Source organism: Enterococcus sp. RIT-PI-f (assembly GCF_001297065.1).
In the GTDB taxonomy this organism is placed as follows: Bacteria; Bacillota; Bacilli; order Lactobacillales; family Enterococcaceae; genus Enterococcus_D.
In genome coordinates, this window is record NZ_LHOX01000010.1 from 34,872 (window position 1) to 47,944 (window position 13,073).

The 13,073-nt window shown below is 45.6% G+C and carries 11 protein-coding genes; all 11 read left to right on the forward strand.

What is annotated here, in order from left to right; genetic code table 11:
• The first annotated feature begins 94 nt into the window (after nt 1-94).
• The 11 genes from AEQ18_RS03275 (at nt 95) to carB (ending at nt 13,059) form a co-directional block, all read left to right on the forward strand.
• The gene (locus AEQ18_RS03275; RefSeq protein ID WP_054114937.1) at nt 95-1,765 is read left to right on the forward strand and encodes a formate--tetrahydrofolate ligase; all 1,671 of its coding nucleotides are present in this window, start codon (nt 95-97) and stop codon (nt 1,763-1,765) included.
• Between the two features lie 173 nt (nt 1,766-1,938).
• Nucleotides 1,939-2,340, forward strand: a complete 402-nt coding sequence (locus AEQ18_RS03280) for a hypothetical protein (RefSeq protein ID WP_054114938.1) — start codon at nt 1,939-1,941, stop codon at nt 2,338-2,340.
• Nucleotide 2,341: 1 nt separating this feature from the next.
• A complete protein-coding gene (locus AEQ18_RS03285) occupies nt 2,342-3,049 on the forward strand; it encodes a CBS domain-containing protein (protein WP_054114939.1) in 708 nt (235 codons plus the stop codon).
• Nucleotides 3,046-3,501, forward strand: coding sequence for a signal peptidase II (lspA, locus tag AEQ18_RS03290; RefSeq protein ID WP_054114940.1), 456 nt, complete (start codon nt 3,046-3,048; stop codon nt 3,499-3,501). Before AEQ18_RS03285 ends, lspA begins: the two co-directional genes overlap by 4 nt.
• Before the next feature lie 10 nt (nt 3,502-3,511).
• Nucleotides 3,512-4,420 carry an RluA family pseudouridine synthase gene (locus tag AEQ18_RS03295; protein ID WP_054114941.1) on the forward strand — a complete coding sequence of 303 codons (909 nt, stop codon included), beginning with the start codon at nt 3,512-3,514 and terminating at the stop codon, nt 4,418-4,420.
• A gap of 242 nt (nt 4,421-4,662) precedes the next feature.
• Nucleotides 4,663-5,199: a bifunctional pyr operon transcriptional regulator/uracil phosphoribosyltransferase PyrR gene (pyrR, locus tag AEQ18_RS03300; protein WP_054114942.1), complete on the forward strand. Its 537-nt coding sequence runs from the start codon at nt 4,663-4,665 to the stop codon at nt 5,197-5,199.
• A gap of 20 nt (nt 5,200-5,219) precedes the next feature.
• Nucleotides 5,220-6,500, forward strand: coding sequence for a solute carrier family 23 protein (locus AEQ18_RS03305; RefSeq protein ID WP_054114943.1), 1,281 nt, complete (start codon nt 5,220-5,222; stop codon nt 6,498-6,500).
• A 42-nt stretch (nt 6,501-6,542) separates the two neighbouring features.
• A complete protein-coding gene (locus tag AEQ18_RS03310) occupies nt 6,543-7,469 on the forward strand; it encodes an aspartate carbamoyltransferase catalytic subunit (RefSeq protein ID WP_054114944.1) in 927 nt (308 codons plus the stop codon).
• Nucleotides 7,470-7,507: 38 nt separating this feature from the next.
• A complete protein-coding gene (locus tag AEQ18_RS03315) occupies nt 7,508-8,791 on the forward strand; it encodes a dihydroorotase (protein WP_054114945.1) in 1,284 nt (427 codons plus the stop codon).
• A gap of 1 nt (nt 8,792) precedes the next feature.
• Nucleotides 8,793-9,872 (forward strand): carbamoyl phosphate synthase small subunit, encoded by a 1,080-nt coding sequence (locus AEQ18_RS03320; RefSeq protein ID WP_054114946.1) that lies wholly within the window; start codon nt 8,793-8,795, stop codon nt 9,870-9,872.
• Nucleotide 9,873: 1 nt separating this feature from the next.
• A complete protein-coding gene (carB, locus tag AEQ18_RS03325; RefSeq protein WP_054114947.1) occupies nt 9,874-13,059 on the forward strand; it encodes a carbamoyl-phosphate synthase large subunit in 3,186 nt (1,061 codons plus the stop codon).
• Nucleotides 13,060-13,073: the final 14 nt, after the last annotated feature.

Consider the following 13,073-nt stretch of genomic DNA (forward strand, 5'->3'; position numbering starts at 1 on the left):
TCGGGCTTCACATCTATTGAAAAACTAGTATAATGGATATATAGCAAACGAATCTTTATTTATATGCTAAATAGTTCGTGAATAGAGGGTTTAAATGAAATCAGATATTGAAATAGCACAAGAATCAACGCTTAAACAGATTATTGACATTGCGCAGACCATTGGCTTGACTGAAGATGATGTATCTTTATATGGCAAATATAAGGCCAAACTGGAGTGGTCAGCGATCGAAGCACGCAAACAACAAGCAACCGGGAGATTGGTCCTAGTTACGGCAATCAATCCAACGCCTGCTGGGGAAGGCAAATCGACCGTGACCATCGGTCTTGCAGATGCCTTGAATCGGATCGGGAAGCAATCCGTGATTGCATTAAGAGAACCTTCATTGGGGCCTGTGATGGGTGTCAAAGGCGGTGCGGCCGGTGGCGGCATGGCACAAGTGTTGCCGATGGAAGATATCAATTTGCACTTTACAGGAGATATGCACGCGATCACTGCGGCGAACAATGCCTTGTCCGCTTTGATCGATAATCATATCCAACAAGGGAATGAACTAAACATCGATCCCCGCAGAGTGAGTTGGAAGCGCGTCGTCGATTTAAATGATCGGGCCTTGCGACAAGTGATCGTAGGACTAGGTGGACCTGTGCAAGGTGTACCTAGAGAAGATGGATTTGACATCACAGTCGCCAGTGAAATTATGGCCATTTTATGTTTGGCCACCAGTATCGATGATTTGAAACAACGCTTGAGTCACATTTTGATTGGGTATACGTATGACCGGCAGCCTGTTTTCGTAGCAGATCTTCAAATCCAAGGTGCATTGGCCTTATTACTCAAAGATGCCTTGAAACCGAATCTTGTCCAAACGATCGAAGGTACACCAGCCTTTGTACATGGCGGCCCATTTGCCAATATTGCGCATGGCTGCAACAGCGTGATCGCTACAGAATCTGCTTTGCGTTTAGGCGCTTATACTGTAACGGAAGCCGGATTTGGTGCTGATTTAGGGGCTGAAAAATTTTTGGATATCAAAACACCGAATTTGTCCAAAGCGCCGGATGCCATCGTCGTCGTCGCAACGATCCGCGCCTTGAAGATGCATGGCGGTGTAGCAGTCAATGCGCTAGGTAGCGAGAATCTTGACGCGATCCGAGCAGGCTTTGGCAATTTGGCTCGTCATGTCAGCAATCTGCGGAAATACCAAATACCTGTGGTCGTGGCATTAAATGGATTTGTCCAAGATACTGAACAGGAAAGACTACTGGTAGAAGACCTGTGCCAAGAGATAGATGTCCAAGTTGCTAGAACCGATGTGTGGGCGCAGGGAGGCGCAGGGGGCGAAGCACTCGCGCAGGCTGTCGTCCAGACGATTGAGAGCACGCCTGCCCGCTATCAACGGTTATACTCGGATGCACAATCTTTGGTTGAAAAAGCCGAAACGATCGTACGTGAAATCTATGGCGGTTCTGCCGTTGAATTCTCAGCAAAAGCCAAAAGTCAGATAGCGGCTTTCGCTGAAAAAGGTTGGGATCAATTGCCTTTATGTATGGCGAAAACCCAATATTCCTTTAGTGATGACCCGCAACGCCTAGGGGCACCGAAGGACTTTACGGTCACCATCCGTGAATTTGTACCAAAACTAGGCGCTGGCTTTATCGTGGCGCTGACAGGAGCAGTCATGACTATGCCAGGCCTGCCGAAACAACCAGCTGCCTTGAAGATGGATGTCACTTCTGATGGACAAGCGGTGGGACTGTTTTAATAGAGAAGCACAACGACTACTGTCTGCACGATGGTAGTCGTTATTTTTGGTGCTTTGTCGTCTTTAGGCGCAAATTTCGGTTTTTCTTGTTATAATCAGAAGAGGTCTGACAAAAGCTGTTTTATTTTTGCAGATTTTCAAGTATACTTAAAAAATTGGAGTGTGTACCTGCTATGCAAATCGAAATCAAACGTCGCACAGGCTTTTTCGGCATGGCCAGTCCAATCAAATTGATACAAGTTGGACAACCGATTGCCAGTATCTCTCACGACCAATCACAACTGGTCACGATCGATCCGTCACAACCTTTGACGGTTAAATTGATGATGCTTCGCAGTCAACCTTATAGGGTGAAGCATGAGATGGTGCCGGTCAAGCTTGAGATTGTGCTTAATCCGCAGTTGAAACAGTTTTATTTTCTCAGTTATGGCCTGTTTTTCGTTTTTGCTGGTTTGAGCGGGTTATTTTATACGCAAGGCTGGCTTTGGCCGCTGTTGATTATGCTGATCGTCCTATATGGCGTCGGTTTGCGCTATTTCCTTGTGCGAGGTTATTTGATTAGGGAGGTTGAATAAGATGGCCAGTGGTGCCGATCTATTTCTAAGTAGTTTTAATCGGATCGAAAAATATTTGCGGGATGCATTAGATAATCCTCGAAATATGGGCTTCTCGGAAATGGTGCGTCGTTTGGCCAAGAGCCAAAAAGGAACGATCCGAAAAGCAGAAGATGATTTATTGCAAATGGCGCAATTGCGCAATGCGATCGTTCATGAAAAGATTGGTGAAAACTTTGTGATTGCCGAGCCGAATCAATGGGTGGTAGAACGTATTCAAGCCATTGAGAAGGAATTGCTGCAACCGGATCGTGTCGTCCCTAAATTTGCCAAAAAAGTGACTGGGTTCGAGAAAGATTTGCCTTTGACGGAATTATTGAAAACAGTGGCCCAAAAACGCTATTCGCAATTTCCTTTATATGATAAAGGGCAATTCTTAGGCTTGATCACGTTGCGTATCTTAGGCTATTGGTTTGCGAAAGAAAGTCAAACAGGCACATTGGATCTTGCCGGCCGCACGGCAGCTGAATTGTTGCATGCAGATGGTAAAAGAGCGAACTACTGCTTTGTTTCGCCAGATACGACCATCAGCGAAGTCGAGGAATTATTCCAGAAGAATACATTTCTTGAAGCCGTCTTGATCACCAAAAATCAAGACCCTAATGGCAATTTATTGGGGATTATTCGGCCGAGAGATATTTTTAATGAAGAGAGTGTGGAAGATAGATGATAGCAGTGTTTTTTTTATTAAGTGCAGTCGTGATTGGTTTGGATCAATGGCTGAAAATATGGATCGTGACCAACTATCAATTGGGTGAGATCCATTCGATGATCGATGGTATTTTTTCTTTAACTTATCTGCAAAATACAGGGGCAGCATGGAGTATTTTAGAAGGTAGAATGATTTTCTTTGCGATCATCACGGTCATTGCTGTGGCAGTCGTCATCTACTTGATGTTCCGCTACCGTAAAAACAGTTTGTGGTTTCGCTTCGGACTAGCATTTGTTCTCGCAGGGGCGATAGGCAACTTTATTGATCGGATGCAGCATGGCTATGTCGTTGATATGTTCCAATTTGATTTCATCAATTTCCCAATTTTCAACATTGCAGATATGTCATTGGTATGTGGGGTTATATTGATTTTTATTTATGCACTAACTGATGACGAAGCAAATGGGTAAGGAGAAAATCATGGAAAAACAACTTGAAGTAATCATTAAAGAAGAAAAAGGACGGGTTGACAAAGTATTGGCAGAACGATTGGCTGACCACACCCGGTCACAGATCCAGCAATGGCTTAAAGAAGATGCGGTGACACTTGAAGGAGAAGCCGTTCGTGCCAATTATAAAGTCAAATCTGGGGATCATTTCGTGATCCAAATCCCTGAACCTGAAGTATTAACCTTAGAACCAGAAAATATCCCTTTGACGATCGTCTATCAAGACAGCGACGTGGCAGTCATCAATAAGCCGCAAGGGATGGTGGTCCATCCGTCCGCAGGGCATCCAAACCATACTTTGGTCAATGCGTTGTTGTACCATCTGGATGATCTATCCACGATCAACGATGTCGTTCGTCCTGGGATCGTGCACCGCATCGATAAAGATACATCGGGTCTATTGATGGTGGCCAAAAACGACCATGCCCATGAATCGTTAGCCAAACAGTTGAAAGACAAGACCTCATTGCGCAAATACGTCGCATTGGTCCACGGCAATATCAGTCATGAGAAAGGCACGATCACTGCACCGATCGGTCGTTCAAAGGTCAATCGGAAGATGCAAGCGGTGATCGAAGATGGGAAGCCTGCGGTGACGCACTTTACCGTCTTGGAACGCTTTGATCAATTCACATTGGTGGAATTGCAATTGGAAACTGGCAGGACCCATCAAATCAGAGTCCACATGCAATATATTGGGTTTCCCTTAGCCGGAGATCCAGTCTATGGACCAAAGAAAACACTGAAGGGCAATGGCCAATTCTTGCACGCCAAATTGTTGGGCTTCACGCATCCGACAACAGGTGAAAACATGGTCTTTGAAGCACCATTACCTGCGTTGTTTGAAGAGACTTTAAACAAATTGCGAAAAAATGATTGATTTTTTATTTAAAGAAATGTATAGTATTCCTAACAAGTAAATAGCTCCTTTAAATGTAGTCCCGTGAGGCTAAGAAGGAATGAGTAAGCAGACGACTCCCGCGTTGGAGATCGAACCCTTACTGGATGATGACGCATACCCAAAACAAGAGTAACATCTAGGATTGGGCTGTAATCAGAAAACATGACTCCTACCTCTAGCAGGTAGGAGTTTTTTTATGTTCAAAATGAGGAGGAAAACAGATGACAGCAAAAGAAGTGGTAGATGCAGTAACAATGAAACGTGCCTTAACACGGATCACCTATGAAATCATTGAAAGAAATCGCGGCATTGAGGATTTGGTGCTTGTAGGGATCAAAACCCGCGGTATTTACATCGCACAAAGGATTGCAGAGCGTTTGAAACAATTGGAAGGCGTCGATGTGCCGGTGGGAGAATTAGATATCACGCTCTATCGTGATGACAAAAAAGCCGAAGAAGATCCAGAGATCCATTCTTCAGACATTCCGACTGCGATCGACGGCAAAGAAGTGATCTTGATCGATGATGTCTTATTTACAGGACGGACGATCCGCGCCGCGCTGGATGCCATTATGGATATTGGCAGACCGAGAAGAATCTCATTGGCCGTCTTAGTAGACCGCGGACACCGTGAGTTGCCGATCAGAGCTGATTTCGTGGGCAAGAATATCCCAACGGCTTTAAGTGAAGAAATCATCGTTGAGATGGAAGAAACAGACGGTTCAGACCGCATTATGATCAACAAAGAAAACGACTAGGAAGAAGTGTGACACACAGGATGGAGAAGCAAGAATTTCGTAACCCGGATGCAGTTTTAGACATTAAAGATCGACCAAAAGCCCTGCCTTGGCTAGGCCTTAGTTTACAACACTTATTCACAATGTTTGGGGCAACCGTTTTGGTGCCTATCTTAGTTGGGATCAATCCAAGTATCGCCTTAGTAAGTTCAGGGCTAGGTACATTGGTCTATCTGATCACCACTAAAGGGAAGATTCCAGCTTATCTTGGCAGTAGTTTTGCCTTCATCGCAGCGATGCAAATGTTGATGAAATCAGACGGCTATCCTGCCATTGCACAAGGGGCCATCACTACAGGTTTGGTTTATGTCATCGTATCGATGATCATCAAACGCGCGGGGGCAGCTTGGTTAGACAAAATCTTGCCGCCGATCATTGTTGGCCCGGTGATCATGGTTATCGGTCTTGGGTTGGCAGCGAATGCCGCGCAAAACGCGATGTACAATGACAGTGTCTATGACTTTAAATATATATTGGTCGCTTTAGCGACATTAGGCTTAACGATTTTCTTCAACATGTTCCTGCGTGGTTTCTTGGGACTGATCCCGATCCTGCTAGGGATCGTGGGGGGCTATCTGATCGCATTAGCAGCAGGTATCGTCGATGTTCAGCCGATTATCGATGCTGCTTGGTTCAGCTTACCTAGTTTCGAGATTCCTTTTGTCAACTACACACCAACTTTACACTTGAATGCCATTACCACAATGGCACCAATCGCTTTTGTGACAATGACTGAGCATATCGGTCACTTGATGGTCTTGAACAAATTGACCAAACGCAATTTCTTTGAAGAACCAGGACTGAATCGGACGTTGATGGGGGATGGCTTCGCACAGATCGTTGCCGGCTTTGTTGGCGGACCACCCGTGACGAGTTACGGGGAAAACATTGGCGTCTTAGCCATTACGCGGGTCCACAGTGTGTTCGTCATCGGCGGCGCCGCAGCATTAGCCATTATTTTGGGATTTGTCGGCAAGCTAAGTGCGTTGATCCTGAGCATCCCTGGGCCAGTGATCTCAGGCATCAGCTTTCTGCTTTTCGGTGTGATAGCCGCCAGCGGTTTGAAAATCTTGATCGATAACAACATCGATTTTGACCGCAAGAAGAACTTGATCATTGCTTCAGTCATCTTAGTCGTCGGTATCGGTGGACTGGTCTTCACAGTCGGAACCTTCACTTTATCGGCCATGGCATTAGCGACTGTCTTAGGCATCTTCTTAAACTTAGTCTTACCAGAAACCTCTCGCAGCGAAGAACAATAGACGAAAGACAAGCATCATCCGCATAAAAGGAGGATTACATTCATGATTATCCAATCCGAACAAATCAGCTTAAAACATCTCTTAACTGTAGAAGCCTTATCTGATCGTGAGGTCACGGGACTGATCAGAAGAGGGCAAGCCTTTAAAAAAGGGGCCAAGTGGACCCCGCAAAAACCGCAATATTTTGCAACCAATCTTTTCTTTGAAAATAGCACGCGCACCCATAAGAGTTTTGATGTCGCCGAAAAAAAATTGTGCATCGAAGTGATTGAATTCGACGCATCTACTAGCTCAGTTCAAAAAGGCGAAACGCTTTATGATACTGTCTTGACCATGTCTGCAATCGGCGTTGATATAGCGGTCATTCGCCATGGTGATGAACACTACTATGATGAATTGATCCAGAGTAAAACGATCCAGTGCAGTATCATCAATGGCGGTGACGGCAGTGGACAGCATCCTACCCAATGTTTGTTGGACTTGATGACCATTTATGAAGAATTCGGTCAGTTCTCGGATCTGAAAGTAGCAATCGTGGGTGATATCACCCATTCCAGAGTGGCGAAATCGAATATGCAGATGTTGAAACGATTAGGGGCGCAGGTCTTTTTCTCAGGACCAAAGGAATGGTATGACGAAGAATATGAAGTTTATGGCCATTGGCTGCCTTTGGATGAATTAGTCACTGAAGTGGATGTCATGATGATGCTGCGGGTCCAGCATGAACGACATGATGGCAAAGAGAGCTTTTCTAAAGAAGAGTATCTGAAACATCATGGATTGACGGTGGCTAGAGCAGCGAAAATGAAGGACCATGCGATTATCATGCATCCGGCACCTGTCAATCGGGATGTCGAGCTGGCCGATGCGCTTGTTGAAAGTATCCGCTCTAGAATCGTCACTCAGATGGCCAATGGCGTCTATATCCGCATGGCGATCTTAGAAGCCGTATTGAATGGCAAAGCGTAACCATCGCAGCAAAACACCAACCTAAGGAGGAAGAAAACATGAAAACACTGATTAAAAATGGTCAGATAATCAAAAAAGACAATCATTGCGTTCCTGCAGCGATTTGGATCGAGGACGGTAAGATTCGAGGCATTGGCAGTGACTTTTCTGACATAGCCTTTGATCAGATCATTGATGCCAAACAGCAACTGATCACAGCAGGATTGGTGGATGTTCATGTTCACTTCAGAGAGCCAGGATTTGAGTACAAAGAAACGATTGAAACAGGAAGTATGGCAGCAGCCAGAGGCGGATTTACCACCGTCTGTGCCATGCCAAATCTTGATCCTGTCCCAGATACCCCAGAGAAGTTAAACCGCGTTTATCAGAAAATTCAAACAGATGCGGCGATCAACGTCTTGCAATACGCGCCAATCACAGAGAATCTACGCAGTAACGTATTGACGGATGCAGCAGCCATGAAGAAAGCTGGCGCTTTTGCGCTAACAAATGATGGTGTCGGCGTCCAAACTGCAGGGACCATGTATCTGGCTATGAAAGCTGCTGCTGAAAATGATTTGGCGTTGGTCGCCCACACAGAGGATGATTCGCTTTTGTTTGGCGGTGTCATGCACGCAGGTCAAAAAGCAGAAGCGTTGGGCTTGCCAGGTATCTTGAGTGTGACGGAAGCTTCTCAGATCGCGCGAGATGTCTTGTTGGCGGAAGCGACGGGTGCCCATTATCATGTCTGTCATGTGTCGACAAAAGAGAGTGTCCGTGTGATTCGTGATGCCAAGAAAGCCGGGATCCATGTGACAGCTGAGGTTTCACCCCATCATTTATTGTTGGTGGATGAAGATATTCCTGCTGATGAAGGATTCTGGAAAATGAATCCACCATTGCGCGGTACAGACGATCGGCACGCATTGATTGAAGGTCTTTTAGATGGCACGATTGATTGTATCGCAACCGACCATGCGCCGCATGGCTTAGAAGAAAAAATGCAAAGTTTTTTAAAAGCACCATTCGGTATCGTAGGGTCAGAGTATGCGTTTCAATTGCTGTATACGCACTTCGTCAAAACAGGACGCTTTACCTTACAGCAGTTGATTGATTGGATGACAGTGAAACCAGCAGATGTCTTTGGCCTAGATACGGGACGTTTGACAGTAGGTGCACCAGCTGATCTGGCCATCTTTGATTTAGAGGGAGCCTATGAGATCGATCCAGCGCACTTTTTATCAAAAGGCGTGAATACCCCATTTGGTGGGTGGACATTGTACGGCGATACCAGTTATACATTTGTAAATGGCAACATAGTTTGGCAAAAAGGTGGGCGATAAGATGAAACGATGGTTGATTTTAGAAGATGGGACGTATTTTGAAGGCGAGGGCTTTGGCGCCAACATCAACGTCTATGGTGAAATTGTATTCACAACAAGTATGACGGGTTATCAAGAAACGATCACTGATCAAAGTTTCAATGGACAAATTATCACCTTTACCTACCCGATGGTGGGCAATTATGGTGTCAACCGAGATGATTACGAATCGATCGCCCCAACATGCAAAGGGGTCGTAGTCAAAGAACATGCCCGTCGTGCCAGTAATTGGCGCAATCAGTTGACTTTAGATGAATTTTTGACCCGCAAGAACATTCCAGGCATTGCTGGGATCGATACTCGGGCATTGACCCGCAAGATTCGGCAGCATGGCACGATGAAAGCGAGTATCGTTGATGCGGGGGATACGTTTGATCATGCCTTCGATCAGCTGAAAGCCGCTGTTCTGCCCACCAATCAAGTTGCACAGGTGTCAACATCAAAACCATATCCAAGCCCAGGCACAGGCAAAAACATCGTAGTCATCGATTATGGATTGAAACATAGTATCTTGCGGGAGCTGTCAAGAAGAAACTGCAACTTGACGATTTTGCCATACAATACCACTGCACAAGAAATACTTGATCTAGCACCAGATGGCGTGATGTTGACCAATGGCCCAGGAGATCCCAAGAGTTTGCCAGAAGCCATTACGATGATTCAAGGCATTCAAGGAAAGGTACCGATCTTCGGCATATGTTTGGGACATCAATTGTTTGCGCTAGCGAATGGGGCAGATACGTACAAAATGAAATTTGGTCACCGAGGTTTGAATCATCCGGTGCGAGAGATCGCAACAGGACGGATCGATTTCACCTCACAGAACCATGGCTTTGCGGTGGCTGAATCTTCTATTGATCCAGAAAAATTGATGATCACCCATGTGGAAGTCAATGATGGCACGATCGAGGGGGTACGTCATCGCCGCTACCCAGCATTCAGTGTCCAATATCACCCAGACGCTGCACCTGGACCCCATGATGCAGTGCACTTATTTGATGAATTTTTAGAAATGATCGACGCTTGGAAGGAGCAGAACTAATATGCCAAAACGTACAGATATCAAGAAAATCATGGTTATCGGCTCTGGTCCTATCATTATTGGACAAGCTGCAGAATTCGATTATGCCGGCACACAAGCGTGTCTGGCGCTAAGAGAAGAAGGCTATGAAGTCGTGCTCGTCAATTCAAATCCGGCAACGATCATGACTGATAAAGAGATTGCCGATAAAGTTTATATTGAACCAATCACCTTTGAATTTGTGTCAAGGATTCTTCGGAAAGAACAGCCAGATGCAATCTTGCCAACATTAGGCGGTCAAACAGGGCTGAATATGGCAATGGAATTGGCCAATTCAGGAATCTTAGATGAGTTGCAGATCGAGCTATTGGGTACCAAATTATCAGCGATCGACCAAGCAGAAGACCGCGATCTTTTCAAACAATTGATGGAAGAACTAGAGCAGCCGATCCCAGAATCTGAAATCGTATCGACTGTTGAAGCAGCCGTGACCTTTGCGAAAAAAATCGGCTTTCCGATCATCGTGCGGCCAGCCTTTACGTTGGGGGGCACCGGCGGCGGCATGTGCAACAATGAAGAGGAACTGCGTCAAATTGCGGAAAACGGCTTAAAATTATCGCCAGTGACCCAATGTTTGATCGAGCGTAGTATTGCTGGATTCAAAGAGATCGAATACGAAGTGATGCGAGATTCTGCCGATAATGCCATCGTTGTCTGCAACATGGAAAACTTTGATCCTGTGGGGATCCACACTGGCGATTCGATCGTCTTTGCCCCAAGCCAAACATTGTCAGACCATGAGTATCAAATGCTGCGGGATGCATCATTGAAAATCATTCGGGCTTTGAAAATCGAAGGCGGCTGCAACGTCCAGTTGGCACTTGATCCCCATAGCTTTAATTACTATGTGATCGAAGTCAATCCGCGGGTCTCTCGTTCCTCCGCATTGGCCAGTAAAGCGACCGGCTATCCAATTGCCAAACTAGCAGCCAAAATCGCTGTCGGATTGACTTTAGATGAAATGAAAAATCCAGTGACGGAGACAACTTATGCCGAGTTTGAACCAGCGTTAGATTATGTTGTTGCAAAAATCCCTCGCTGGCCATTCGATAAATTCGAAACTGGCGATCGGCGCCTAGGGACACAAATGAAAGCCACTGGTGAAGTCATGGCCATCGGCCGCAATATCGAAGAATCATTGCTGAAGGCAGTGCGTTCATTGGAAATCGGCACCAATCATATTGAAATCAAAGAATTGGCAGAGCTGTCAGACAATGACTTGATCGAAAAAGTGATCAAAGCCCAGGATGATCGGTTGTTTTATGTCATGGAAGCCATTCGTCGCGGTTATACGATAGAAGATTTGAATGAGATGACCAAAATCGATCTCTTCTTCCTAGATAAACTGCTGCATATCTTCGAAATCGAACAAGCATTGGCAACAGCCAAAAATGACCTAGCACACTTGAAAGAAGCGAAGCAAAACGGCTTCACTGACCGTACGATTGCTGGCATATGGCAAACGACAGAAGATGCAGTTCGTGCTCAACGTCATGAAGCGAAGCTGCTGCCTGTTTACAAAATGGTTGATACCTGTGCGGCGGAATTTGAGTCAGCAACGCCATATTTTTACAGCACCTATGAATTTGAAAATGAAAGCCAACGCAGCGCAAAAGAATCCGTGCTGGTTTTAGGCTCAGGGCCAATCAGAATTGGACAAGGGGTCGAGTTTGATTATGCGACTGTTCATTCAGTCAAAGCAATCCAAGCGGCGGGATATGAAGCGATCATCATGAATAGCAATCCGGAAACCGTGTCTACAGACTTTTCAATCTCCGATAAACTATACTTCGAGCCTTTGACTTTGGAAGATGTCTTGAACGTCATTGACTTAGAGCAGCCGATCGGCGTTATCGTGCAATTTGGTGGACAAACCGCGATCAATTTAGCAGAACCCTTGGCCAAACATGGAGTCAAAATTTTAGGGACCAGCATTGAGGATCTAGATCGTGCTGAAAACCGCGATTTATTTGAGCAAGCATTACAGAAATTGGCCATTCCGCAACCGCCAGGAGATACCGCGACTAATGAACAAGAAGCGATCGCCATTGCACAAACAATCGGTTATCCTGTGTTGGTGCGTCCAAGCTATGTCTTGGGTGGACGGGCAATGGAAATCCTCGAAAACCAGGCAGATCTACAAGATTATATGCGCCATGCAGTCAAAGCTTCTCCAGAGCATCCAGTCTTAGTCGATCGGTATTTGGTTGGGAAAGAGTGTGAAGTAGATGCGATCTGCGATGGGGAAACAGTGTTGATTCCCGGGATCATGGAGCATATCGAGCGCGCTGGGGTCCATTCAGGAGATTCGATGGCAGTTTATCCGCCGCAAAATCTTTCAGATGACATCATCGCAACGATCGAGGATTATACCAAACGCTTGGCAATCGGTATGAACTGTATCGGTATGATGAACATTCAGTTCGTGATCCACGAAAATCAGGTCTATGTGATCGAAGTCAATCCTCGTGCAAGTCGTACAGTACCATTTTTAAGTAAAGTTACTGAAATCCCGATGGCGCAAATTGCCACAAAAGCGATTTTAGGCGATAAGATCACAGCACTCGGCTATCATGACGGTTTGTATCCAACACCGAATGAGGTGCATATCAAAGCACCCGTCTTCTCCTTTACAAAACTTTTAAAAGTCGATACGTACTTAGGCCCTGAAATGAAGTCAACAGGGGAAGTCATGGGTTCAGACAAGAATTTAGCAAAAGCACTGTATAAAGCCTTTGAAGCATCAGGGTTGCATATTCCTGAATTTGGCAAAGCACTCTTTACAGTTTCTGATGAAAGTAAAGAAGAAGCCGCAGCTTTAGCGGCCAGATTCTTCGAGGTTGGCTTTACTTTACTGGCTACAAACGGCACGGCGGATTACTTTGAAGCGCAAGGGCTGCCTGTCACGAGAGTTGCCAAAATCTCTGATTCTGCCGCTTCAGAAAACGTGGTAGATTTGATCAGAAATGGCACCACACAAGTCGTAGTCAACACCATGGATAAAGATCGACGCAATACCACCGAAGATGGGTTTATTATTCGTCGAGAAGCAGTAGAACATGGTGTACCGCTGTTTACCTCGCTTGATACGGCAGATGCGATTTTAAAAGTGATGGAATCTCGGAGTTTTTCTACAAAAGCAATATAACGGATAGGGGTTTG

Coding starts and splice junctions, on each gene's coding strand:
- carB (WP_054114947.1), top strand. CDS start 9,874: ATGCCAAAACGTACAGATATCAAGAAAATCATGGTTATCGGCTCTGGT.
- AEQ18_RS03305 (WP_054114943.1), top strand. CDS start 5,220: ATGGAGAAGCAAGAATTTCGTAACCCGGATGCAGTTTTAGACATTAAA.
- AEQ18_RS03285 (WP_054114939.1), top strand. CDS start 2,342: ATGGCCAGTGGTGCCGATCTATTTCTAAGTAGTTTTAATCGGATCGAA.
- AEQ18_RS03280 (WP_054114938.1), top strand. CDS start 1,939: ATGCAAATCGAAATCAAACGTCGCACAGGCTTTTTCGGCATGGCCAGT.
- AEQ18_RS03315 (WP_054114945.1), top strand. CDS start 7,508: ATGAAAACACTGATTAAAAATGGTCAGATAATCAAAAAAGACAATCAT.
- AEQ18_RS03320 (WP_054114946.1), top strand. CDS start 8,793: ATGAAACGATGGTTGATTTTAGAAGATGGGACGTATTTTGAAGGCGAG.
- lspA (WP_054114940.1), top strand. CDS start 3,046: ATGATAGCAGTGTTTTTTTTATTAAGTGCAGTCGTGATTGGTTTGGAT.
- AEQ18_RS03275 (WP_054114937.1), top strand. CDS start 95: ATGAAATCAGATATTGAAATAGCACAAGAATCAACGCTTAAACAGATT.
- AEQ18_RS03310 (WP_054114944.1), top strand. CDS start 6,543: ATGATTATCCAATCCGAACAAATCAGCTTAAAACATCTCTTAACTGTA.
- pyrR (WP_054114942.1), top strand. CDS start 4,663: ATGACAGCAAAAGAAGTGGTAGATGCAGTAACAATGAAACGTGCCTTA.
- AEQ18_RS03295 (WP_054114941.1), top strand. CDS start 3,512: ATGGAAAAACAACTTGAAGTAATCATTAAAGAAGAAAAAGGACGGGTT.